The following is a 25,528-nucleotide window of genomic DNA, read 5'->3' on the forward strand; positions in this document are numbered from 1 at the left end:
TCAGCCAATCGTGGTCGTACGGCCGCTGGTCGGGCGGCCTGGGGATGGCCCCGGTTTCGTCGCGGATCGAGGAGGGCGGATCGAGGAGGGCGGACCCAGGAGCGTGGACCCAGGAGCGTGGACCCAGGGGGTGCGGGTCAGTAGCTGGGTGGGCTGATCACCCACAGCACCCGGGCGGCCGCCGCGGCCGTCTCGCGCAGCCGGTGCGGTACGGCGGAGGAGTAGCGGATGCTGTCACCGGCCCCGAGGGTGAAGGAGCGGTCGCCGAGCTGGAGGGAGACCGTGCCCTCGAGTACGTAGAGGAACTCCTCCGAGTCGCCGTGACTGTAGAGGGTCTCCCCCGTGGAGCCGTGGGCGTCGAACTCCCCCAGGAACACCTCGAGATGGTGCTGCGGCCCAGGGGTCAGCCGGAACTTGCGCCCGCCGAGCACCCCGAGGGCGAGCCGGGGCGCCTCCTCGGCGCGCAGCACGCTCGGGCCGCTGGTGAAGTCGTCGCCGAACAGGTCGGCCACCTTCAGGCCGAGCGCGGCGGCGACCTGCTGGAGGGTGGCGATGCTGGGGTTGGCCTGCCCGCGCTCTATCTGGCTCAGATAGCCCTCACTGATCGCGGCGGCCTCGGCGACGGTCCGCAGCGTCAGCCGTCGTGCCTTGCGCAGCGCACGCAGCCGATCGCCAACGGACTCGTCGCCGGTACCGGCGGCCCGGTCCGTGGGGTGTTCGTTCTCCATGGCCGGACACGCTAAGAGCGCTGAGCGGCTGGCACAAGAGTCTGAACTGAAAACTCAGAAATCTTTACTGAGGACGGGATCCGGCACTCAGTCCGTCCAGGGTGAGGTCGAGGAGGCGGTCAGCCTGCTCGCGCTGTTCGGGCTTCCCCGAGGCGAGGGCGATGCCGGAAAGAGCGGCGAACATGTCGGTCGCGCTGATGTCGGACCGGATCACACCGGCCGTGACGGCGGCGTCCATCAGCCGCGAGAGGGCGTCCTGGATCATCTCGTGGCTCTGGGCGTACGGATTGACGCCCGACGCGACGACGCCCCGCAGCGCGTCCGCCATGCCCAGCTTGGCGTTCGCGTAGTCCATGAAGCGGCCCAGCCACGCGCGCATCGCCTCGCGCGGGGGCAGGGCCGCCAGCAGCTCGGGGGCGGCGTCGCAGAGCCGGGCCAGCTCATTGCGGTAGGCGGCCTCGATCAGCAGCTCGCGGGTCGGAAAGTTCCGGTAGAGGGTGCCGGTGCCCACGCCCGCCTCCTTGGCGATGCGCTCGAGGTGGGCATCCAGCCCTTCCTCGGCGAACACCCGCACCGCGGCGGAGAGGATCTTCTCCCGGTTGCGCTGTGCGTCGGCCCGCAGCGGGCGCCCTGGATCCCTGGCCATCGGCGGCTCTCCTCATTCTCCGGTTGCTAAGTGGAGGCGCACCCACTTAGTGTGTACGCAGTGAAGTGGAGGCGACTCCGGTTCTCACTGTAGGCCATCGCCGCCCCCCCCTTTTTCCCGCAATCCCCCTGGAAGGACTCCCCATGATGTCCGGTATCGAAGGCAAGGTCATCGCCATTACGGGCGCGAGCAGCGGCATCGGCGAGGCCACCGCGCTGCTGCTCGCCGAGCGTGGAGCGAAGGTCGTCCTCGCCGCGCGGCGGTCGGAACGCATCGAGGCGCTGGCGGCCCGGATCACCGAGGCGGGCGGCGAGGCCGTCCCCGTCGTCACGGATGTGAAGCGGCGCGCGGATCTGTCCCGCCTGGTCGCGACGGCACGTGAGCGATACGGAAAGCTCGATGTGCTGGTCAGCAACGCCGGTATCAGCCCGATCTCGGCCCTCGACGATCTGCGCGTCGAGGACTGGGAGGAGATGATCGACGTCAACATCAAGGGCGTGCTGTACGGCATCGCCGAAGCCCTGCCCGTCTTCCGCGAGCAGGGCTTCGGGCATTTCGTCCACACCCTCTCCACCGCCGGGCTGACCATCGTCCCGACGATGTCGGTCTACGCCGGCACCAAGAACGCCGTACGCGCCATCTCCGAGGGGCTGCGCCAGGAGGCGGGCGAGTCGCTGCGGGTGACCACCGTCTCGCCGGGGTTCACCGAGACGGAGCTCGCGCATTCCATCACCGACCCGGACACGAAGAGCCAGATCCAGGACTCCATGGCCAAGATCGCGATGCCGCCGGACGCCATCGCCCGCGCCATCGCGTTCGCCATCGAGCAGCCGGCCGGTGTCGACGTCGGCGAGATCGTGGTCCGCCCCACCGCACAGAGCTGAGGCCCGTACCCGACGGTCAACCGCCGGGCGTACGGCCGGTGTCCAGCAGCACGGCATGGACGGCCGCGGTGAGAACCACGGCCGCGAGTGTCCATGAGATCCAGTCGCCCGGGTCGGGCAGCCACTGGCGTCCGAGCGCGATCGGATAGATGGCCACCGCGTACCCGGCGGGTACGGTGCGCGGCACGATCCCCTTACGCGCGGCGCCGAGGAATAACAGCGGCGCCAGCAGCCCGGCGGAGAACACCACGCCCACCACCCACAGCATCCGGTGGCGTTGGCCGGTGTACAGAGTGGCCCGCGCGGATGTTCCGGTGGAATATTCGTTCACGATGGCCTTTCGCTCGGTGCGGAGTGCAGACGATTGAGTGCGTGGTGTGCGCTCACGGCGCCGATGCCCTCCAGATCGCGAAGCTGGCGCGCGGAGAAACTGGAGAGTAGTTCGAGATTATCGATACCAGCTCTGAGTAATGCATTGGCCAAACGATGTCCGATTCTGTCGTGTCCGAGGGCATCGAAAAGTTCGCCACCCTCACAGGAACCGCAGCCTCGTCCGGACTCGCTCGGCGCCTTTTCACCGACGCCGCACCCACCGCACATATCGATCACCCGGTCATCCCATCGCGCCCTGGACCAGCTCATTTTGACGATGGCTTCGCGGAGCGCACCGATGCTGTCGGCCGCGGAGGAGGAATGCGTGGCGCCACAGATGTCACATCGAATGGTGATCGAATGGCTCATGTGAGCATGATGGCAGAGCGGCTTCCAACAGGCCTTCCCCGTCATCGCTTTGCGGCCGTTCGGCCCCCCATCGAGACATGCGTTTCTCACAGCCGCTTGATGACAAATGCGACTGTTACGCCGCCCGGAGTGGTGAAAGCGTGAGCCATCAGTGGACAGCGAAGTGTCCGGGGGGTCCGCGCGAGCCGTCGTCAGCGGCTTGAATCCCGTCGGTGCGGACGGGGAACGCACCATCGACAAATCGGGATCCGGCCGAGTGCTGTCACCGCGAGCCCCACCGGGCTCTCCTGACCGACAACGGAAACGGCTGGGTGATGAGAGACAACGCCACTGACAGGGGCGCGGACGATACGAGGGGGCGCCGTCATCGGCGATGGCGCGGGTCCGCGGCTCTGGGTCTGACGGCGGTGCTGGCAGGCGGCGGGATCGCCGCCCTCCAGGCCACCGGATCGCCCGCGTCCGACGCCCCGGAGCCCGCGGCCGTCGTCGCCTCGCACTCCGGCCGGCTGACGCCCGGGGAGTCGCGCGAGGCGTCCCGCATCGCCGTCGACGCCGCCACCCGGCCCGGGACCGCGCCCGCGCGGGGCGGCAAGGCCGCGAAGAAGGACACCGGGGGCGGGGAGCGGAACGCCGCGGGCGGTTCCGGCGCCGAGCCGCTGGACACCCGCCGTCCGCCCCGGGCCAAGTCGGCCTCCTCCGCCCCCGACAGCCGGGCCGAGGTCCAGCTCTACGACTACGCCTCGGACACCCTCATCACCCGGCTGGTCGATCTGCGCTCCAAGAAGGTCCTCGACTCCGCCCGGCAGCACGGCGTCCAGCCGCCTCCCACCCTGGCCGAGGCCCGTGAGGCGGTGAAGGTCGTCCTGGCCGACCGCCGGCTCGGCCCGGGGATGCGCGACTCCTTCACCTCGCAGACCGGGAAGCGGCTGACCTCGCCCTCCCAACTGCGCCTCCAGAGCATGTCGTTCCTCGGTTCCCGCGCCAAGGGGGTGGCTGGCGCCCGGAAGGTGTCCCGGTGCGGTGAGCACCGGTGTGTGCAGCTCTTCGTGCGCCTTCCGGGTGGCAAGTGGATCGACACCAGCCGGATCGTCATCGATCTGTCCGCCAGGCGCGCCGCCGTCATCGGCCTGTGAGGGGAGCTTCGTCCGTGTCCAGTCTGTTTCGGCGTGCCCGTGTGCTGGTCGCCGCGGTGGGATTGCTGGCCCTGTGGGTGCCGGGCCCGGCGTCCGCCGCGCCCGCGAGGGCCTCGGCGGCGCCGTCCTGCCCCGCCGCGGATCGCATTGACACGACCCTGAAGAACGGTGCCCGGTGGCAGATGTGCTGGGACATCGACCGCAACACCGGTGCGGTGCTCAGCGATGTGATCTACACCCCGAACCGCGGCGCCCCCACCCGTGTCCTCGAGAGCGCCTCGCTCGCCGAGGTGCATGTGCCCTACGACAGCGGTCAGCCGCGCTTCTACGACGTCTCCGCGATCGGCTTCGGCGATCTGGAGCAGGGCACACTCACCCCGCTCAGCGCCAAGGACTGCCCCGACGGGCGGCTGCACGACTTCCGGGACACCCCCGTGCTGTGCGCCGAGGAGCAGTCCCGGCCGTTCGCCTACAAGAGCGCGGTGGAGAAGGGCGTTCTGCACGGCACCGACCTGGTCGTCTTCTCGGTTTCCGAGATCGGCTGGTACGACTACATCACCGAATGGCGCTTCTCGGACGACGGTTCCATCACGCCCCGGTCGGGCGCCACCGGGAGCCTCTCGCCGTTCCAGTTCTCCGACGCGAGCAGCGGCTGGCCGACCGGGGTGGGCTCCACCCGGTTCAGCGAGAACCACTCGCACAACATCTTCTGGCGGCTGGACTTCGACGTCGACGGACAGTCGGCGAACACCGTGGAGCAGTACGACTACCTGGGCAGCGGCACGGCCGAGCGCACCACCAAACGCACCGTGCTCTCCCATGAGACCGCGGCGGACCTCGCGCCCACCCGATTCTGGCGGGTGGTGAACCCCACGGCCGAGAACTCCGACGGCCACGCCAAGTCCTGGGAGATCGACAACCACCACAGCGATCAGTACCGGGGTCCGCACGAGACCGAGGAATTCACCCACCACGACATGTACTTCACGCAGTACCGGGAGTGCGAGCGGCTGGCCTACGGCAACACCGCCCCGGACTGCGCCACCTCGGTCGACAAGTACACCGGCGGCGAGAAGCTCACCGACCCGGTCGCCTGGGTCAGCGTCGATTTCCACCATGTGCCCAGGGACGAGGACCAGGACCCGATGCCCACCCACTGGCAGGGCTTCACGATCGTGCCCCGGGATGTCACGGCCACGAGCCAGCTGCCATGACCCGGCCCCTGTCGCCCATCCCGTTCCGTCCCCCGGCAAGGAGTGCACCGTGTTACGTCCGACCCCGGCACCGTCCGTCGAGCGGTCGAAGATACGCCGCGTCCTCGAGGACCGCCTGACCGCCCTGGCCCGCGCCCATCAGGTGCCCGGCGCCCAACTCGCCGTACACAGCGGCGGGATGACGCTCGCCGTGGAGACCGGCGTCCTGGACGCGGAGACCGGCGAGCCGTTCACCGCCGAGGCGGCCGTGCCCATCGGCTCCGTCACCAAGGCGTACACCGCGACCGTGGTGGCGCTTCTGGTGGCGGACGGCGATGTGGAGCTGGACGACCCGCTCGGCGACCATGTGCCGGAGCTGCGCCGGGCCGGTCCGCCGTGCACGGTGCGCCAGGTGCTCAGCCATACCGCGGGGCTGCCGTCCGGGCCCGACTCGGACCAGGTGGCCTCGGTGACCGCCGCACGCTATCTGCTGGACCACTGCACCGACCGCACCCTGGTGATGCCTCCGGGCACGGACTTCTCCTACTCCAACGCGGGTTATGTCGCGGCGGGCCGGCTGATCGAGACGGTCACCGGGATGAGCTGGCAGGAGGCCATGCGGTCCGTGCTGCTCGATCCGCTGGGCACCGTGCCGTCCTTCATCGGCACCGCCGCCACCCCGCACCGGCCCACCGCGCGCGGCCACTCGGCCAACACGGCCACGGGCAGGACGAGACCGGTGCGGCAGAACCTCGCCCCCGCCGAGGCCGCGGCCGGTGCGCTGCGGGCCAGTGCCCTGGATCTGGTGGCACTGGGCCGGGCCCATCTCGGCGACGGCCCGCGGGGGTGCCGCCCCGTGAGCTCGCGGAGGAGATGCGCCGCCCCGTGCCCGGCGCCGACCCCGGTGTGCTGGCCGACGGCTGGGGCCTGGGATGGGCGCTCTTCCGGCACGGCGAGACGCTGTGGTTCGGACACGACGGCAACGCCCAGGGCACCTCCTGCTCGCTGCGGGCCGATCCCGCCACGGGGGTGGTGGTCGGCTTCACCGCCAACGCGGGCGGCGGCACCGAGCTGTGGAACGAACTGACCGATGTCCTCGCCGAGATCACCGGCGTCCGGGTGCCCGCCAGCCCCACCCCGCGGCACCTGGCCACCCCCATGGCCGTGACCTCGCAGTGCACCGGGATCTATCTCAACGGCGACATCGAGTACCAGGTGACCATGGGCGACGGCGGTGGCCTCGCCCTGTCCGTGGACGGCGACCTCCCCGCGCCGCTGGTCTGTCATGAGGACCTCACCTGCGATCTGGTGGACCCGTCCTCCGGACGTCGGATCCCCGGCGGACGCTTCGTCCGCGATCCGCGGACCGGCGCCGTCGACCGGATCCAGCTCTCGGGCCGGATGGCCCGTAAGAGCGCCCTGGTCTGAGGCCCCACCGCCCACCCGCACGGCCGTCTCCCCACATCTCCCCCGGCCGGATGCGGGCGCCCCGGCTCGGCGCCGGCAAGGCCCGAACCGTCACCCATCCGCCCGTTCAACCGCTCTGAAGGGCCACACCCCGCCATGACGGACCACTACGCGACCTCATCGGTGTCCGCACCCCAGGATGTCCCGGACCTCCCTCCGGCGGCGTGGAACGCCACGGACCGTGCCGTCTCCCGCGCGCCGCTCGGCGAGCTCTTCGCCGTATGGGCGAGGCGCACCCCCAAGGCGCCGGCCCTGGTGACGGACGACCGCGAGTGGTCCTTCGGCGAGGTCGAGCGCTGGGCCAACCGGCTGGCCCACCACCTCATCGGGCAGGGCGTGGGGCCGGAGCGGGTGGTGGCCCTGGTCCTGCCCCGCTCGGCCGAACTGGTGGTGGCCGAGCTGGCGGTGGCGAAGGCCGGCGGCGCGTACCTCCCGATCGATCCGGCGCATCCCGAGGAGCGCCGCGCCATGATGCTGGCCGACGCCCGGCCGGTGACCGTGCTCGACGACCCGGCGCGGATCCGGGAGGTGGCGGCCGGGGCGGGCCCCGATCACGCACCCGGCCGGGCGGACCTGCTCGGCCCGCTGCTCCCCGAGCATCCCGCGTATGTCATCTACACCTCCGGATCCACGGGTGTGCCGAAGGGCGTACTGGTGCCGCACGCCGGTCTGGGGAACTTCTCGGCCGCGACGACGGCCCACTACCGGGTCCGGCCGGGCGACCGGGTGCTGCAGTTCTCCTCGCCGAGCTTCGACGCCTCCGTCCTGGAGCTGTGCTCCTCCCTGCTCGCCGGGGCGGCGCTGGTGGTGCCCCCGGAGGGGCCCCTGCTGGGCGCCGAGCTGGCCTCGGTGCTGCGGGAGAAGCGGGTGACCCATGCCCTGATCCCCCCGGCGGCGCTCGCGACCGTGCCGCCGGAAGAACTCCACGACGGGCTGCCCGACTTCCGCACCCTGATCGTGGGCGCGGAGGCCTGCCCCGCCGATCTGGTGGACCTGTGGGCGCCCGGGCGGCGGCTGGTCAACTCCTACGGCCCGACCGAGGCCACGGTCGTGGCCACCTGGACGGACGCCCTGGCGGCGGGCTCCGGCGCCCCGCCGATCGGCCGTCCGCTTCCCAACACCCGGGTGTTCGTGCTGGACGAGGCGGCGCGGCAGGTGCCGGTCGGCGCCACGGGAGAGCTCTGCGTCAGCGGCGCGGGCCTGGCCCGCGGCTATCTCGACCGGCCGGGGCTGACCGCCGAGCGGTTCACCGCCTGCCCCTTCGGCCCGCCCGGCTCCCGGCTGTACCGCACCGGTGACCTGGTCCGCTGGAACGCCGACGGTGAACTGGAATTCCTCGGCCGGGCCGACCACCAGGTCAAGATACGCGGCTTCCGCATCGAACTGGGCGAGGTGGAGGCCGCGTTGGCCCGCCACCCCCAGGTGGGCACGGCCGTGGTCACCGTACGGGAGGACGAGCCCGGCCAGAAGCGGCTGGTCGCCTATCTGGTGCCGCCCAGCGGCGGGACCCCGCCGAAGGCCGCGGAGGTGCGCGCCGCGGCGGCCCGGGTGCTGCCGGCACATATGGTGCCGTCCGCCTATGTGGTGCTGGACGCGTTCCCCCTCACCCCGCACCGCAAGATCGACCGGCAGGCGCTGCCCGCCCCGCGCTCCGCGCCGGACGGCGCCTGGCGCCATATCGCCCCGCGCACCCCCGCCGAGGAGGCCCTGGCCCGTATCTGGTCCGAGGTGCTGCCGGTGGACACGGTGGGCGTGGAGGACGACTTCCTGGGCCTGGGCGGCGACTCCATCCTCGGAGTGCGGCTGCTCACCCGCGTCCGGGCCGAACTGGGCGTGGAGCTCTCGCTGCGCGACCTGCTCGACGCCAGGACGGTGGCGCGGCTGGCGGGCCGGCTGCCCGCCGGGGCCACCGACGCGCCCGCGGCGCCCGAAGCACCGATCCCGCCCGCGCCGCGCGACCGTCCGCTGCCGCTGTCCTCCGCCCAGCGGCGGCTGTGGTTCCTGGACGATCTGACCTCCGGCGGCACCGAGTACAACACCGGGGCCGGGCTGCGGCTCGACGGCCCGCTGGAGGCGGCCGCGCTGCGCCGGGCGCTGGACCGGCTCGCCGCCCGCCATGACGCCCTGCGCACCACCTTCGCCACCGTGGACGGGCACGGGGTACAGCAGGTGGCCGCGCAGCCGACCGTACCGCTGGACCGGGTCGACCTCGGCGGGCATCCGCCACGGGAGCGCGCCGAGGCGCTCGACCGCACCCTGACCGGCGAGCTGAACCGCCCCTACGACCTGCGACAGGGGCCGCTGGCCAGGGCGCTGCTGATCCGGCTCGCCGACGAGGAGCACATCCTGCTGCTGGCGCAGCATCACATCGTCACCGACGGCTGGTCGGTCGGGGTGCTGGTGCGCGAGCTGGCCGCGCTCTACACCGCCGAAGTGTCCGGAACCGCTGCCGCGCTCCCCGAACCCGCCCTGCAGTACCCGGACTTCGCGGTCTGGGAGCGCGGCCGTCCCGCCACCGCCCCGGACGACGCCGACCTGGAGTACTGGCGGGGCCGGCTGGCCGGGATGCAGACGCTGGAGCTGCCCACCGACCGCCCGCGCCCGCCGGTGCGCACCACGGCGGGCGAGGTGCACCGCCGCGAGCTGCCCGCCGAGCTGGTGGCCGGGCTGACCCGGCTCGGCAGGGAGCGGGACACCACGCTGTTCACCCTGCTCGCGTCCGCCGCCGCGGTGCTGTTCTCCCGCTACTCGGGCCAGCGCGACATCGCCTTCGGCACCGTCACCGCCGGACGCCACCGCAAGGAGCTGGAGTCGGTCGCCGGTTTCTTCGTCAACACCCTGGTGCTGCGCGCCGATGTCGACGGGGACAGCACGGTCGAGCGGTTCCTGGACGCGATGCGCGAGACGGTGCTGGACGCCTTCGGCCATGACCGGCTGCCGTTCGAGCGGGTCGTCGAGGAGCTGGCCCCGCGCCGCGACCCCAGCCGCAATCCGCTGGTGCAGGCGCTCGTGGTGCAGCAGAGCGCCATGGTGCCCGCCCAGGAGGCGGGGGGTGTGCGGATCACCGAGCACTCCCTGCCGCGCCCGGCCGCGCGGTTCGATCTGGTGCTGGAGTTCCTGCCCCGCGACGACGGCTCGCTGGGGCTGACCGTCGAGTTCAACTCCGATCTGTTCGACACGGCCACGATCGAGCGGATGGCCGGGCATCTGCACCGGCTGCTGACCGCCATGGTGGCCGATCCGGGCGCCACCCTGGCCGAGCTGCGGATGCTGGCCGACGCCGAGTGGCATGCGATGCTCGACGCCTGGAACGGGCCGGAGCGGACCGCCATCGAGGCCACCCTGCCCGATCTCTTCGCCGCCCAGGTGGCGCGGCGACCGGCCGCCACCGCCGTGACCTGCCAGGACACCAGCCTCTCCTACGACGCGGTGAACCGGCGCGCCAACCGGCTGGCGCGGCTGCTCATCGCCCGGGGCGCCGGTCCCGAGCGGCTGGTGGCCCTCGCCCTGCCGCGCTCGGCCGAACTCGTCGTCGTCCTGCTGGCGGTGCTCAAGGCGGGCGCCGGATATCTGCCGGTGGACCCCGGCTATCCGGCCGAGCGCATCGCGTTCATGCTGGACGACGCCGCGCCCTCGACCATCCTCACCACCACCGGGACGGCCGGCTGCCTGCCCCCGGGCGCCGAACCGCTGGTGCTGGACGACCCTGCGGTCCGCGCTGAATTGGACGGGCTCGCGGACGGCGACATCACCGACGGTGAGCGGATCCGTCCGCTGGACCCGGCCCATCCCGCGTATGTCATCTACACCTCTGGATCGACCGGCCGGCCCAAGGGCGTGGTGGCCACCCACCGCGGCGTGGCGGGGCTCGCGGCCTGGGCGGAGGCGGAGCTGGGCCGTGAGCGGCTGACCGACGTGGTCGCCTCGACCTCGCTCAACTTCGATGTGTCGGTCTTCGAACTCCTCTGCCCGCTGCTGACCGGCGGCAGTGTGGAGGTGGTGCGGGATCTGCTCGCCCTCACCGATCCGGGCGGCCGGCCGCGGGCGCGGGGGCTGCTCAGCGGGGTGCCCTCGGTGTTCTCCCGGCTTCTGGGCGAGGATCCCCCGGCGGCCCTGGCCCGGACCGTCGTGCTGGCAGGCGAGGCACTGCCCGCCCAGACCGTACGGGACATCCGGAAGGCCATGCCGTCCTGCCGGATCGCCAATCTGTACGGGCCGACCGAGGCCACGGTCTACGCCACCGCCTGGTTCTGCGACGGGCAGGCGCCGTCGCAGGCCCCGCCGATCGGCCGCCCGGTCGCGGGCACCCGCGCGTATGTCCTGGACCCGACGCTCCGGCTGGTGCCGCCCGGGGTGACCGGTGAGCTGTATCTGGGCGGGCAGGGCCTGGCCCGGGGCTATCTGAGGCGGCCCGGGCTGACCGCCCACCGCTTTCTCGCGGACCCCTTCGCGCGGCCCGGCAGCCGGATGTACCGCACCGGTGACCTGGTCCGCTGGAACGGCGACGGTCGGCTGGAGTACCTGGGCCGGGCCGATGACCAGGTGAAGATCCGCGGCTTCCGCATCGAGCTGGGCGAGGTGGAGACGGCGCTGCTGCGCCACCCCGACATCGCCGAGGCCGCCGCCGTCGCAAGGGAGGCGGACGGTCATACGCGGCTGATCGCGTATGTGGTGGCCGCCGCGGGCGCCGCACCGGACCCGGCGGGGCTGCGGCGGTTCCTGCGGCGTTCGCTGCCCGACTACATGGTGCCAGCCTCGGTCGTCGTCCTGGAGCGGATGCCCCTGAGCCCCAACGGCAAGCTGGACCGCGGCCGGCTCCCCGAGCCGGACTGGGCCGAGGCCGCGGCACCGGGGTATGTGGCGCCCCGCACCGCCACCGAGCGGACCCTGGCGGCGGTCTGGGCCCGGGTCCTGCGGGTGGAGCGGGTGGGGGTGGAGGACAACTTCTTCTCCCTCGGCGGCGATTCGATCCTCAGCATCCAACTGGTCTCCCAGGCACGGCAGGCCGGGCTCGCCGTCACCTCGCGCGATGTCTACCGCCACCAGACGGTCGCCGCGCTGGCCCTGTATCTGGACACCACCACGGCCCCGGCCGGGCCGCCCGGCTCCGACGGGGACGAGACGGCCACCGGGGAGCTGCCGCTGACCCCCATTCAGCACTGGCTGTTCACCACCGACCCCGAGCGGGCCGGCCACTTCAACCAGACCATCTCCCTGGTGCTCCCCGAGGACGTGGACGAGGACGCGCTGCGGCACGCCGTGGACGCGCTGGTGGCACACCATGACGCCCTGCGCTCCCGGTTCCACCGCCGGGACGACGGCTGGCACCAGCGGATCGAGGACGCGGCGGCGGTCCGTGTACCGCTGAAGACCACCGGCGGCGCGCATCTGGGCCGCTTCGACCTGGCCGGGGAACCGCTGCTGCGCGCGGTGCTCGACCGGGACGCCGGGCCGCACCCGGTCCTCCATCTCACCGTCCATCACGCGGTCGTGGACGGGGTGTCCTGGCGGGTCCTCCTGGAGGATCTCGACAGCGCCTACCGGCGGGCGGCCCGGGACGAGGGGGCCGGGCTGCCCGCGAAGTCCTCCCCGCTGCGCCGCTGGGCGCTGCAGCTGGGCGCCCATGCGGCCGAGGGCGGGTTCGCCGACGAGGAGGCGTACTGGACCGGCCTGGCCGGGACCTGCGACCCCTCGCTGCCCATGGACCTGGAGGGGCCGAACACGTATGCCTCGGCCCGGTCGGTCACCCTTCGGCTCGGCCCGGAGGAGACCACCGCACTGCTCCAGACGCTGCCGGAGGTCTACCGGACACAGGTCAACGATGTGCTGCTGAGCGCGCTGGCCCGGGTGCTGCACCGCTGGACCGGGCGCGCCCGGGTGCCGGTGGACGTGGAGGGCCACGGCCGCGAGGAGCTCTTCGCGGACCTGGATCTCTCCCGTACGGTCGGCTGGTTCACCACCCGCTTCCCGGTGGCGCTCGACCTTCCGGACGGCGGCTGGGGCGAGGTCCTCAAGTCGGTCAAGGAGCAGATGCGGGCCGTGCCACGGCGTGGTCTGGGCTATGGGGTGCGGCGTCATCTGCTCGATGGCGAGGGCCTTCCCGACGGTCCCACGGCCGGGATCAGCTTCAACTACCTCGGCCGGTTCGAGGCGCCGGGCGGTGGCGACGGCCTCTTCCGTGGTCTCCACCGGGAATTGGCCCTGGACGCCGACCCGGCCTCGCCGCGCCCGCATCCGCTGGAGGTGGTGGGCCGGGTCGAGGGGGACGACCTGGAGTTCACCTGGTTCTACTCCGGGAATCTGCACCGGGAGGAGACGGTCGCCCGGCTCGCCGAGGAGTTCCGCGAGGCGCTGTGCGAGATCGCCCGGCACGGCAGCGCGCCCGGCGCGGGCGGCCGCACCCCCTCCGACTTCCCGCTCGCCACCCTGGACCAGGCGGCCGTGGACCGGCTGGCGGGGAACGGCGGCACGGTGGAGGACATCTACCCGCTCACCCCCACCCAGGCGGGCATGCTGTTCCACAGCCTGGCCCAGGACGATCGGCGCGCCTACTTCCAGCAGCTCGGTTTCGTCCTCGACGGGGTACCCGATCCGGCGGCGCTGGCCGCGGCCTGGCAGCAGGTCGCCGACCGTACGCAGGTGTTGCGCGCCCGCGTGGTGTGGGAGGGGGTGCCGGAGCCGGTCCAGGTGGTGGAGCGCGGGGTGCGGATCCCGGTCACCCTGCTCGACTGGCGTCGGCTGTCCGGGCCGGACGAGCGCCGGGAGGAGCTGCGCGGGTTTCTCGCCGAGGACCGGGAGCGCGGTCTCGACCTGGCCGCCGCCCCGCTGACGCGGCTGGCGCTGGCCCGGCTGTCGGCCACCGAGGTCCAGGTGGTGTGCACGTTCCACCATCTGATCCTGGACGGCTGGAGCCTCTTCCAGGTGCTCTCGGATGTCTTCCACTGCCATGCGCGGGCGCGTGACGGAGCGTCCGGCGCGGACCTGGCCACCGGTCTGCCCGGCCGCCGCCCGTTCAGCGACTATGTGGCGTGGCTGCGGGAGCGCGACGGGGCGCCGGCCGAGGAGCACTGGCGGGCCCGGCTCGGCGATCTCACGGAGTCCACCCCGCTGCCGTACGACCGGGAGCCCACCGAGAGCCATCACGCCGAGTCCACCGAGGACATCCGGCTCACCCTGCCCGCCGCCACCACCGGCCGGCTTCAGGAGCTGGCCCGGGGCGAGGGGCTCACCCTGAACACCGTGGTGCAGGGCGCCTGGGCGCTGCTGCTGGCCCGGCAGTCCGGGCGCGAGGACGTCGTCTTCGGGACCACGGTGTCCGGACGGCCGCCGGAACTGCCGGGCGTGGAGACGATGAACGGGCTGTTCATCACCACCGTGCCGACCCGCCTCACGGTGCCGGCCGGCGCTACCCTGCTGTCCTGGCTGAGCGCGGTGCAGGCCGGGCAGACCGAGGACCGGCGGTTCGACTTCGTACCGCTCACCCGGCTGCGGTCCTGGACCGGTCTGCCCGAGCGGGTGAACCTCTTCGACTCCATCGTGGTCTTCGAGAACTATCCGCTCGGCGATGACCTCGCCGCCGCCCACGGCCTCGCCCTGCGCGAGCTGGACGGCGTCGAGACCACCAACTACCCGCTGTCCCTGGTGGTCTACCCCGGCGCGGAGCTGGCGCTGCGGCTCGGCTACGACCCGGCGCTGTTCGATACGGCCACCGCCCGGCGGCTGGCGGAGTATCTGACGGTGCTGCTGACCGCCATGGCCGACGGCCCGGACCGGGCGCCGGCGCGCCTTCCGATGCTCACCTCGGTGCGGCGCCACCAGGTGCTCCGGGAGTGGAACGACACCGCGATCCCGCTGCCCGAGTCCACGGTGGCCGGGATGTTCACCGACCGGGTGCGGAGTGCGCCGGACACGACGGCCCTGGACGGCGAGGCGGGCCCGGTGAGCTACCGGGAGCTGGACGCCCGCGCCAACCGGCTGGCCCACCGGCTCATCGGCCACGGCGTCGGCCCGGAGCGTCCGGTGGCCGTCCTGATGGACCGGTCGGTGGAGCTGGTGGTGGCGCTGCTGGCGGTCGTCAAGGCGGGCGGGGTGTACGTACCACTGGACACCCGCGCCCCCGAGGACCGGCTGCGGAGCGTGCTGGCGGAGGCGGGGGCGGAGGTGCTGCTGACCGACCGCGCCTGGGAGCGCACGGCGGCGGACATCGCGGACGGCCGGCGGACGCTGGTGGTGGAGTCCGGCGACGGAGACGACGGCCCGTCCGAGCCGCCGAGCGTGGCGCTCTCCCCCGACAACGCCCTGTATCTGATGTTCACTTCGGGCTCCACCGGGCGGCCCAAGGGGGTGGCGGTGCGCCACCGCGATGTGACCGCCCTCGTCGCGGACCGCGCCTTCGCGGGCCACGACCGGGTACTGGTGCACTCGCCCCAGGCGTTCGACGCCTCGACGTACGAGCTGTGGGTGCCGCTGCTGCGCGGCGGCCGGGCCGTGCTGGCGCCCGCCGGGGACGTGGACGCGGAGACCGTGCGCCGGGCGATCGCGGAGCACGGGGTGAGCTGTCTGTGGCTGACCGCCGGGCTGTTCCGGCTGCTCGCGCAGGAGGCGCCGGAGGCGCTGCGCGGCGCCCGGGAGGTGTGGACCGGCGGTGAGGCGGTGCCCCCCGGGGCGGTGCGCCGGGTGCTCGCGGCCTGCCCGGAGCTGACCGTGGTGGACGGCTACGGGCCCACCGAGACCACGACCTTCGCCACCCGGCGCCCCTTCCGCGCCGGGGAGGCGCTGCCGCGCTCGCTGCCCATCGGACGGCCGCTGGACAACACCCGGACGTACGTCCTCGATGGCGCCCTCCAGCCGCAACCCCCGGGCATTCCCGGCGAGTTGTACATCGCGGGCGCAGGGGTGGCCCGCGGCTACCACGGCCGTCCCGGCGCCACCGCCGAGCGGTATGTCGCCGATCCGTTCGGGCCGCCCGGCTCCCGGATGTACCGCACCGGGGACATCGTGGCCTGGACCGACGACGGTGAACTCCGCTTCCAGGGCCGCGCCGACGACCAGCTGAAGGTCCGGGGCTTCCGCATCGAGCCGGGCGAGATCGAGGTCGCGCTGGCCCGCCACGAGGCCGTGGCGCAGGCGGTCGTCGCGCTCGCCCGCGTGGGCGACCGCACACTGCTGACCGGCTATGCGGTGCCGGTCCACGGGGCCGGGGTGCCGGGCGCCGGGGAGCTGCGCGCCTTCCTGGGTGGCCTGCTGCCCGACTACATGGTGCCCTCGGCGTTCGTCACCCTCGACGCGCTGCCGCTGACCCGCAACGGCAAGGTGGACCGCCGCAAGCTGCCCGCGCCCGATCCGGCGGCGGCCGGGACGGCGGGATATGTGGCGCCCCGTACCGACGCCGAGCGGACCCTCGCCGAGATCTGGGGCACGCTGCTGGGCCGGGAGCGGATCGGCGCCGAGGACAACTTCTTCCATCTGGGCGGGGATTCGATCCTCAGCATCCAGGTGGCCTCCCGCGCCCGGCAGGCGGGGCTGGCCCTCACCCCCCGGGAGCTGTTCCGGCACCCCACGATCGCCTCGCTCGCCACCGTCACCACCCCGACCGCGGCGCCCGCCGCCGACACCGGGCCGGTGACCGGCGAGGTGCCGCTCACCCCGATCCAGCACTGGTTCTTACGTCTGCGGGCCGCCCGGCCCGGCCACTTCAACCAGTCCGTGGTCGTCGAACTCCAGCGGGATCCGGACCTCCGCGCGCTGCGCGCGGCGCTCGACGCGCTGCTGGTCCACCATGACGCGCTGCGGACGCGGTTCGAGCCCGGGGCCGACGGAAGCCCCCGGCAGTACTGCCCGCCGCCGGAGCTGACCAGCCCGGCGCTCTTACGGGAGGACGACCTGTCGGGGCTCGGCGCGCCGGAGCGGCGGGCCGCCGAGGACGCGGCGATGGCGGAGGCACAGGCCGGATTCGACCTTGCGCGGGGTCCGCTGCTGGCCGCGCGGCTGTTCCACCACGGAGACGGGCAGCGGCCGACGCTCTTCCTGACCGCCCACCACCTCGTGGTCGACGGTGTCTCCTGGCGGGTGCTGCTGGAGGACCTGAACACCGCGTACCAGCAGCTGCTCACGGGCGGGCGGGCCGACCTCGGCCCGCGCACCACCTCCGTACGGGACTGGTCCCACAAGCTGACCGAGCACACCGCCACCGGCGGTTTCGACGCCGAACTCCCCCACTGGCGGGCGGTGTCCGCGGAGTGCGCCGCCGGGCTGCCCGTGGACGGCGAGGGCGACAACACGGTGGCGTCCATGGCCCAGATCACCGTCCGGCTGGACCGGGAGCGCACCGACGCGCTGCTGCGGCAGGTCCCCGAGGTCTACCGCACCCGCGTGGACGATGTGCTGCTCGCGGCGCTGGGCCGGGTGCTCGGCGACTGGACCGGGCGGCGCCGGATCGCCGTGGACCTGGAGGGCCACGGCCGCGAGGAGCATCTGCTGGACGGGGTGGACCTGTCCCGCACCGTCGGCTGGTTCACCAGCCTGTATCCGGTCGCCCTGGAGCTTGCCGAGGGCGGCTGGGGCGAGACGCTCAAGTCCGTCAAGGAGCAACTGCGGGCCGTTCCATCGCACGGCATCGGCTACGGCGCGCTGCGCCATCTCGACCCCGCCTCGGGGCTGCGGGGCGCGGCCGAGCCCGGCATCAGCTTCAACTACCTCGGGCAGTTCGACTGGTCGGCCACTGGTGAGGACACCGAGGACACCGGTCTCGTCCGCACCGTACGGGACGGTCTGGGCGGTGACGCCGCGCCCGACACGGCCCGGAGCCATCTGCTGGACGTCGTGGGCCGGGTGGAGCGCCGGTGCCTGGAGATCACCTGGTACTACGGCTCCGGGACGCACACCGAGGAGACCGTGGCCGGGCTGGCGCGGGGGATGCTCCGCGCGCTGACGGAGATCATCGGCCACTGCGCCGACCCCGCGGCGGGCGGCCGGACCCCGTCGGACTTTCCGCTGGCCCGGCTGGACCAGACCGCGGTGGACCGGATCGCCGCCGACGGCCGGGCGGTCGAGGACATCTACCCGCTGACCCCGACACAGGCCGGGATGCTGTTCCACGGGCTGATGGATCCGGAGTCGGACACCTACGTCAACCAGGTCCAGCTGACACTGACCGGGGCGCGCGATCCGCAGGCCCTGGGCACCGCGTGGCGGCACACGGTGGACGCCAATCCGATCCTGCGCACCCATCTGGTGTGGGCGGACACCCCGGAGCCGCTGCAGGTCGTGACGCGCGGGGCCAGGCTCCGCATCGTCCACCACGACTGGACGGAGCGGTCCGAGGAGTGGCGCGAGGCCGAGCTGCTCCGCATGCTCGCCGAGGACCGGGCCGAGGGGATCGACCTGGCCACGGCGCCGCTGATGCGGCTGGCGCTGATCCGGCTGTCCGCCGACGAGGTCCGGATCGTCTGGACCTTCCACCATGTGCTGCTCGACGGCTGGAGCGCGGCGCAGGTCTTCGACGAGGTCTGCGAGCGGTACGCGGCGCTCATCACGGGCCGGGCGCCCGTGGTGGCCGCCCGCCGGCCGTTCCGCGAGTACCTGGGCTGGCTCGGTGAGCAGGACACGGCGGAGGCCGAGCGGTACTGGCGTACGGCGCTTGCGGGGTTCGCCTCGCCCACCGAACTGCCGCGCGACCGGCCCGCGTCGGAGGCACACCGCACCGCCTCGTCGGGCTCGCACCGGGTCAGCCTCGGCGCCGAGGAGTCCGCCCTGCTCCGTACGACGGCGCAGCGGGGCGGGCTGACCATGAACACGGTGGTGCAGGGGGCCTGGGCGCTGCTGCTGTCCCGGTACAGCGGGTCCGACGACCTGTGCTTCGGCACCACCGTCTCGGGACGGCCGGCCGCGCTGCCGGGCGTGGAGTCCATGGTCGGGGTGTTCATCAACACCATCCCCACCCGGGTCCGGGTGGCGGGGCAAAGCAGGCTGCTGGACTGGCTGCGGGAGCTGCAGTCGGCGCAGTCGGAGGCCCGGCTCTTCGAGTCCGTGTCCCTGGCCCAGTTGGGGAGCTGGAGCGAGGTGCCCGGCGGGGTGAGCCTCTTCGACTCGATCGTGGTCTTCGAGAACTACCCGTTCGACGGCGAGGCCATCACGGCTCACGGCCTCGGCATCCGGCAGGAGCGGGATGTGGAGCCCACCAACTTCGCGCTCAGCGTCGTGGTGGCGCCCGAGGAGCGGCTGTCGATCTCACTGGACTACGACCCCGCCGCCTTCGACGCCCCGACGATCGAGCGGCTGGGGGCGTGTCTGCGCACGCTGCTGGAGGAGATGGCCGCCGATCCGGAGCGCCGGCTGGACGACCTGCCGCTGATCAGCGAGGGCGAGACGCGCGGGATCCTCGACCGCTTCAGCGGCCCGGTCGCCGCCGCGCCGCACGCGGTGCTGCCCGCGCTCTTCGAGGCGCAGGCGGCCCGTACCCCGGACGCGGTGGCGGTGATGGGCGACGGCGGACGGCTGACCTACCGGGAGCTGAACGAGCGCGCCAACCGGCTCGCCCGGCTGCTGATCGCCTCGGGCACCGGGCCGGAACGGTTCGTGGCCCTCGCGCTGCCGCGCACCCCGGAGCTGGTGGTGGCCGTACTGGCGGTGCTCAAGAGCGGGGCGGCCTATCTCCCGGTCGACCCGGCGTATCCGGCGGAGCGGATCGCCTTCATGCTCGGCGACATCGCCCCGGACACGGTGGTGACCACCGGGGACGTGGCGGACCGCATCCCCGCCGGGGCGGGCGGCCGGATCCTGCTGGACGACACGGAGTTCGGCCGACGGCTGGCCGAGCTGCCCGCGCAGGACATCGGCGACGCCGAGCGGCGCTGCCCGCTGGACCCCGGCCATCCGGCGTACGCCATCCACACCTCGGGGTCGACCGGTACGCCCAAGGGCGTCGTGGTCACCCATCAGAGCGTGGCCGCGCTGGCCGCGTGGGCGCGGGAGGAGTTCGGCGCCCAGGGGCTGTCCCATGTGGTGGCCTCGACCTCGCTCAACTTCGATGTGTCGGTCTTCGAGATCCTCTGCCCGCTGCTGACCGGCGGCGCCGTCGAGATCGTCCGCGATCTGCTCACCCTGGCCGAGCGGACGGAAGCCTGGACGGCGAGCCTGATCAGCGCCGTGCCCTCGGCGCTCGGGCAGGTGCTCGGCAAGGGGTCGGTCTCGGTGACGGCCGGCACGGTGGTGCTGGCGGGCGAGGGGCTCGCCGCCCGCACCGTCCAGGAGGTCCGCGCGGCCATCCCCGGCTGCCGGGTGGCGAACATCTACGGGCCCACCGAGGCGACCGTCTACGCCACCGCCTGGACCTGCGACCCCGCCGATCCCGACCGCACCCCGCCCATCGGCGCCCCGGTCGCCGCCACCCGGGCCTACGCCCTGGACGCGCGGCTGCGGCCGGTGCCGGTCGGTGTGCCGGGCGAGCTGTATCTGGCGGGTCCGGGCCTGGCCCGGGGGTACTTCGGCCGGCCGGGGCTGACCGCGCAGCGGTTCACGGCCGATCCGTTCGGCCCCGCGGGCGGCCGGATGTACCGCACCGGCGATCTGGTCCGCTGGGACGAGCGGGGGCAGCTGGAGTACCTCGGCAGAACCGACGACCAGGTCAAGGTACGCGGCTTCCGGATCGAACTGGGCGAGGTCGAGGCCGCGCTGGCACGCCACCCCGATGTCGCCGAGGCGGCCGCGGCCGTCGTCGACACCGGCGGTCACAAGCGCCTGGCCGGCTATGTGGTGCAGGTCCCCGGCGCCGCGCCGGTCGACTCCGCCGCGATCCGCGCCTTCCTCACCACGAGCCTGCCGGACCATATGGTCCCCTCGGCCGTGGTCGTCCTGGACCGGCTGCCGCTGGGGTCCAGCGGCAAGCTGGACCGGCGTGCGCTGCCCGCCCCCGTCTGGGCGGCCCGCACCACCGGCCATGTGGAGCCGCGCACGGAGACCGAGAAGGCCCTCGCCACCATCTGGGCGGAGGTCCTCGGGGTGGAGCGAATCGGCGTGGAGGACAACTACTTCGCCCTCGGCGGCGATTCCATCCTCAGCATCCAGATCGTCTCCGCCGCCCGGCGGGCCGGTATCGAGCTGACCCCGCGCCATCTCTTCGTCCACCAGACCGTGGCGGACCTGGCCACGGCTGCCAGGGAGGCCCCGGCCACGACGGCCGCTCACGAGCAGGACCCGGTCGTCGGGGAGGTGCCGCTGACCCCGATCCAGCACTGGCTCTTCGAGCAACTGCCCACCACCGCCGGGCACTTCACCCAGTCGGTCTCGGCCGAGCTGACCGCGCCGGTGGACGAGAACGCGCTGCGGGCCGCCCTGTCCACGGTGATGACCCAGCATGACGCCCTGCGGCTGCGCTTCGAGCGGACCGCGGACGGCGCCGTACGCCAGCACAACGCGCCGCCGGAGGACCAGCCGGTGCTGGACCTCCACGACCTGTCCGCCGTGGCGCCGGGACGCCGGGACGCGGTGCTGCGGGAGACGGCCGGGCGGATTCGGGCCGGGTTCGACCTGGCCCGGGGGCCGCTGCTGCACGCGGCGCTCTTCACCCGGGGCGAGGGGGAACGGCCCGTGCTGCTGCTGACGGCCCACCATCTGGTGGTCGACGCCGTCTCCTGGCGCATCGTGCTGGAGGACCTGGACACCGCCTACCGGCAGATCGCCGCGGGCCGGACGGTGGAACCGGGCGCCAAGACCACGTCGTTCCGCACCTGGGCGCGGCGCCTGAACGAGCACACCGCCGCCGGGGGCTTCGACGCGGAGCGCGACCACTGGGCGGCCACCCACGGCTGCACCGACCTGCCCACGGACGGCGAAGGCCCCAACACCGCGGCCTTCGAGGACGAGGTGACCGTCCGGCTCGGCGCCGAGGAGACCCGTCTGCTGTTGCAGGAGGTGCCGGGCGCGTACCGGACCCGGGTCAACGACGTCCTGCTCTGCGCCCTGGGCCGGGTGCTGGCCCGCTGGACCGGCCGGGACCGGGTGGCGGTGGCCCTGGAGGGGCACGGCCGGGAGGAGATCTTCGAAGGCGTCGATCTGTCCCGTACGGTCGGCTGGTTCACCAGCATGTACCCCGTCGCGCTGGAGACACCCGCCGACTGGGGGCTGGAGCGGACACTGAAGGCCGTCAAGGAGCGGCTGCGGGCGATCCCCGGGAACGGCCTGGGCTACGGCGCGCTGCGTCATCTGTCCGGAACGGCCGCCTCCGGCCTCCCCGCCGCCCCGAAGATCAGCTTCAACTACCTCGGGCAGCAGGACTGGGAGCCGCCCGCGGCGGATGGTCTGCTGTACGCCCTGACCGGTGGGCTGGAGGGCGATATGAGCCCCGAGGCGGACCGGCCGCATCTCCTCGATGTGATCGGCCGGGTGACGGACCGTCGGCTCGAACTGAGCTGGTCCTACTCCCGGTCGCTGCACCGGAACGCCACGGTGCGCCGGCTCGCCGAGGAGATGGTGGAGGAGCTGCGGGCGATCGTCCGGCTGTGCACCCGCCCCGACGCGGGCGGGCGGACGCCCTCGGACTTCCCGCTGGCCGCGCTGGACCAGGCGACCGTCGACCGGCTGGCGGGCGACGGCCGGGACGTGGCCGATATCCATCCGCTGACCCCGACCCAGTCCGGGCTGCTCTTCCACGCACTGGCCCAGCGGGACCAAGGGCTCTATGTGGAGCAGGCGACATTCGTCCTCGACGGGGTCGCCGACTCCCGGGTGCTGGCCGCCGCCTGGCAGCATGTCGTGGATCGCACCCCGGTGCTGCGCGGCGAGGTGGTGGTGCACGGTGTGGCCGAGCCGCTGATGGTCGTGCGCCGCACCGCGGTCGTACCGGTCGAGGAGCTGGACTGGACCGGCCTCACGGAGGACGAGCGCACGGCCGCGCTCGAGCGGCTGCTGGAGCAGGACCGCGACCGCGGAATCGATCTCGCCGCGGCCCCGCTGCTCCGCGTCACCCTGGCCCGGCTCTCGCCCGGTGAGGTGCGGGTGTTGTGGACCTTCCACCATGTGCTGCTGGACGGATGGAGCGTCTTCCAGGTGCTCGGCGATGTCTTCGCCGCCCATGCCGCCCTGGCCGCCGGTGAGCAGCCGAGGCTGCAAGCCCGCAGGCCGTTCGCGGACTACGTCGCCTGGCTCGGCCGCCAGGACCGCACGCGCGCCGAGGCGCACTGGCGGCAGGCCCTGGAGGGATTCACCGCTCCCACTCCCCTCCCCTATGACCGCAGGCCGACGCCGGACATCGCGACCCGGTCCTCGCACTGGCTGTCGCACCGGCTCGGCGAGCAGGACACCGCCGCCCTCCAGGACTTCGCCCGGCGGCACCGGCTCACCATGAATACGGTCGTGCAGGGCGCTTGGGCATTGCTCGTATCCCGCTTGAGCGGCGAATCGGACGTCTGCTTCGGGACGACGGTCTCCGGGCGGCCGGCGGAGCTGCCCGGCGCTGACGACATCACCGGCATCTTCATCAACACCCTGCCGGTGCGGTGCGCGGTGGCGGGCGCCGCCGGGACCGCCGCCTGGCTGCGGGAACTGCAGGCCGAGCAGGCGGACGCGCGCGGCTTCGGCCATGTGCCGCTGTCCGAGCTGCGCGGCTGGAGCGAACTCCCCGCCGGGATGGACCTCTTCGAGAGCCTGGTGGTGTTCGAGAACTACCCCATCAACAGCTCCGCCGCGGCCGAGCACGGGCTGCGGGTGCGCGATCTGAACGCCCTGGAGTCCACCAACTACGCGCTGACCGTGGTGGTCTCGCCCGGATCCGAACTGTCCGTGGAACTCGGCTACGATCCGCGGCTGTTCGAGGAGGCCACCGCCGAGGCGCTGGCGGACCGGCTCACCCATCTCCTCGGCGCGCTGGCCGCGGCCCCCGACGATCTGCCGCTGGACCACATCGATGTCCTTCCGGCCGCCGAGCGGCACCGGCTTCTGGTGGACTGGAACGACACCGCCCGGCACGTGCCCGAGGCGACTTGGGCCGAGCTGTTCGAGGCGGCGGTGGACCGCGGCCCGGACGCGGTGGCGGTGGACTCCCTGCGCCTGCGGCTGACCTACGCGGAGCTGGACGGCCGGGCCAACCGCCTCGCGCACCACCTCATCGGGCAGGGCGTGGGCCCCGGGCGGATCGTCGCGCTGGTGCTGCCCCGGTCGGTGGAGTCCGTCGTCGCCCGGCTCGCGGTGGCCAAGGCCGGGGGCGCCTATCTGCCCATCGATCCCGACTACCCGGCCGAGCGCGTCGAGTTGATGCTCAAGGACTCCGCCCCGCATCTCGTCATCGAGCGGGCCGCCGAGGTCCGGGCCCCGGACGGCCCGGCGCACCGCCCCACGGACGAGGACCGCCTCGGCGCCGTCCACCCGGACGACCCCGCCTATGTGATCTACACCTCCGGGTCCACCGGAACCCCCAAGGGAGTGGTCGTCACCCACCGCGGGATCGCGAGCTTCGCCGCCGCCGAGGCCGAGCACTTCGAGGTGCGGCCGGACGACCGCGTGCTGCAGTTCTCCTCGCCCGGCTTCGACGCCTCCGTCCTGGAGCTGTGCATGGCGCTGCCGTCCGGGGCCGCCCTGGTGGTGCCCGAGCCCGGCCCGCTGCTGGGCGGCCATCTCGCGGAGATCCTGCGGCGGCAGCGGATCACGCACACCCTCATCCCGCCCGCCGCGCTCGCGACACTGCCCGCCGGCACCGAGCGGGAGCTGCCCGATCTGCGGACACTGATCGTGGGAGGGGACGCCTGCGGCGCCGAACCGGCCGCCCGGTGGGCGCCGTACCACCGCATGATCAACGCCTACGGGCCGACCGAGACCACCGTGGTGGCCACCTGGTCCGAGCCGCTCGACGCCAACGCCGCCCCGCCGCCGATCGGGCGGCCCATCCCCAACACCCGGGTCCGTCTGCTCGACGCGCGGCTGCGCCCGGTGCCGGTGGGCGTGCCCGGCGAGCTGTGGGTCAGCGGTCCGTCGCTCGCCCGGGGCTATCTGGGCCGCGCCGGGCTGACCGCCTCCCGCTTCCTCGCCGACCCCTTCGGGCCGCCCGGCTCCCGGATGTACCGCACCGGCGACCTCGCCCGCTACGACGCCCGGGGCCGCCTCCACCATCTGGGGCGCGTCGACCACCAGCTGAAGCTGCATGGCCATCGCATCGAGGCCGGTGAGGTGGAGACCGCCCTGTGCGGCCATCCCGCCGTCGCGGAGGCCGTGGTGACGGTGCGCGAGGACGAGCCCGGTGTACGCCGGCTGGTGGCCCATCTGGTCCTCGCGTCCGGGGCCGCCGCCCCGGCCGACACCGAGCTGCGCACCCATCTGGGCCGCACGCTCCCGGGTCCGATGGTCCCGTCGGCGTTCGCCGTGCTGGACCGGCTGCCGCTCACCGAGAACGGCAAGACCGACCGCGCGGCGCTGCCCGCGCCCGGCCCCGGCACCACCACCGCCGCCGCACCGGCCGGCCATATCGCCCCGCGTACCCCCACCGAGGAGGTCATCGCGGAGATCTGGTCGGAGGTGCTGGGGGTGGCGCCGGTCGGCGTGGAGGACGAGTTCTTCGCGCTGGGCGGTGACTCGGTCCGCAGCCTGCTGATCGCCTCCCGCGCCAAGGAGGCGTTCGCCGTCGACCTGACCCCGCGGGACATTCTGACCGCGCGCACCGTCTCCGCCCTCGCCGACCTGGTCGAGGAGCACATCCTGCGCGAACTCGAAGACGCCGCTTCCGGCGGCAGCGACCACGACGACCGGTGAG

10 protein-coding genes are annotated in these 25,528 nt (G+C 73.2%); 6 read left to right on the plus strand and 4 right to left on the minus strand.

All coding sequences use genetic code 11. The features are described from left to right. Positions 1 to 137 precede the first annotated feature (137 nt). Together CGL27_RS04205 and CGL27_RS04210 are read right to left on the minus strand one after the other, a co-directional pair. Positions 138 to 728 carry a cupin domain-containing protein gene (locus tag CGL27_RS04205; protein WP_078638535.1) on the minus strand — a complete coding sequence of 197 codons (591 nt, stop codon included), beginning with the start codon at positions 726 to 728 and terminating at the stop codon, positions 138 to 140. 64 nt (positions 729 to 792) lie between these two features. Next, positions 793 to 1,374 (minus strand): TetR/AcrR family transcriptional regulator, encoded by a 582-nt coding sequence (locus CGL27_RS04210; protein WP_078638536.1) that lies wholly within the window; start codon positions 1,372 to 1,374, stop codon positions 793 to 795. A gap of 146 nt (positions 1,375 to 1,520) precedes the next feature. Between CGL27_RS04210 and CGL27_RS04215 the strand changes: the two genes are divergently transcribed. Continuing rightward, positions 1,521 to 2,258, plus strand: coding sequence for an SDR family oxidoreductase (locus CGL27_RS04215; protein WP_119994236.1), 738 nt, complete (start codon positions 1,521 to 1,523; stop codon positions 2,256 to 2,258). 16 nt (positions 2,259 to 2,274) lie between these two features. Here the strand turns inward: CGL27_RS04215 and CGL27_RS04220 are convergent, their stop codons facing one another. Both CGL27_RS04220 and CGL27_RS49785 read right to left on the minus strand, forming a co-directional pair. Beyond that, complete coding sequence (locus CGL27_RS04220) at positions 2,275 to 2,589, minus strand: hypothetical protein (protein ID WP_119984630.1); 315 nt, start codon at positions 2,587 to 2,589, stop codon at positions 2,275 to 2,277. Then, complete coding sequence (locus tag CGL27_RS49785; protein WP_162952867.1) at positions 2,586 to 2,999, minus strand: helix-hairpin-helix domain-containing protein; 414 nt, start codon at positions 2,997 to 2,999, stop codon at positions 2,586 to 2,588. The genes CGL27_RS04220 and CGL27_RS49785 overlap by 4 nt, the downstream gene beginning before the upstream one ends. A gap of 407 nt (positions 3,000 to 3,406) precedes the next feature. On the opposite strand from CGL27_RS49785, the gene CGL27_RS04225 reads away from it, so the two are divergent. The 5 genes from CGL27_RS04225 (at position 3,407) to CGL27_RS04240 (ending at position 25,527) form a co-directional block, all read left to right on the plus strand. Continuing rightward, a complete protein-coding gene (locus tag CGL27_RS04225) occupies positions 3,407 to 4,132 on the plus strand; it encodes a hypothetical protein (RefSeq protein WP_119984632.1) in 726 nt (241 codons plus the stop codon). A gap of 14 nt (positions 4,133 to 4,146) precedes the next feature. After that, on the plus strand, positions 4,147 to 5,346 hold the full coding sequence (locus tag CGL27_RS04230; RefSeq protein ID WP_119984634.1) for a copper amine oxidase: 1,200 nt from the start codon (positions 4,147 to 4,149) through the stop codon (positions 5,344 to 5,346). 49 nt (positions 5,347 to 5,395) lie between these two features. Continuing rightward, the gene (locus tag CGL27_RS04235) at positions 5,396 to 6,412 is read left to right on the plus strand and encodes a serine hydrolase domain-containing protein (protein ID WP_240450345.1); all 1,017 of its coding nucleotides are present in this window, start codon (positions 5,396 to 5,398) and stop codon (positions 6,410 to 6,412) included. Then, entirely contained in the window at positions 6,358 to 6,753 is a 396-nt protein-coding gene (locus CGL27_RS51470) for a hypothetical protein (RefSeq protein WP_240450346.1), read from the plus strand. The genes CGL27_RS04235 and CGL27_RS51470 overlap by 55 nt, the downstream gene beginning before the upstream one ends. 135 nt (positions 6,754 to 6,888) lie before the next feature. Beyond that, positions 6,889 to 25,527 (plus strand): non-ribosomal peptide synthetase, encoded by an 18,639-nt coding sequence (locus tag CGL27_RS04240; protein WP_119984636.1) that lies wholly within the window; start codon positions 6,889 to 6,891, stop codon positions 25,525 to 25,527. The last annotated feature ends 1 nt before the right edge of the window (position 25,528 follow it).

This window comes from Streptomyces sp. 11-1-2, from assembly GCF_003595545.1.
Classification (GTDB): Bacteria; Actinomycetota; Actinomycetes; order Streptomycetales; family Streptomycetaceae; genus Streptomyces; species Streptomyces hygroscopicus_B.

What these genes read in the sequence shown, in the direction of transcription:
- CGL27_RS04205 (WP_078638535.1), bottom strand. Translation starts at nt 728, where the DNA reads ATGGAGAACGAACACCCCACGGACCGGGCCGCCGGTACCGGCGACGAG.
- CGL27_RS04210 (WP_078638536.1), bottom strand. Translation starts at nt 1,374, where the DNA reads ATGGCCAGGGATCCAGGGCGCCCGCTGCGGGCCGACGCACAGCGCAAC.
- CGL27_RS04215 (WP_119994236.1), top strand. Translation starts at nt 1,521, where the DNA reads ATGTCCGGTATCGAAGGCAAGGTCATCGCCATTACGGGCGCGAGCAGC.
- CGL27_RS49785 (WP_162952867.1), bottom strand. Translation starts at nt 2,999, where the DNA reads ATGAGCCATTCGATCACCATTCGATGTGACATCTGTGGCGCCACGCAT.
- CGL27_RS04240 (WP_119984636.1), top strand. Translation starts at nt 6,889, where the DNA reads ATGACGGACCACTACGCGACCTCATCGGTGTCCGCACCCCAGGATGTC.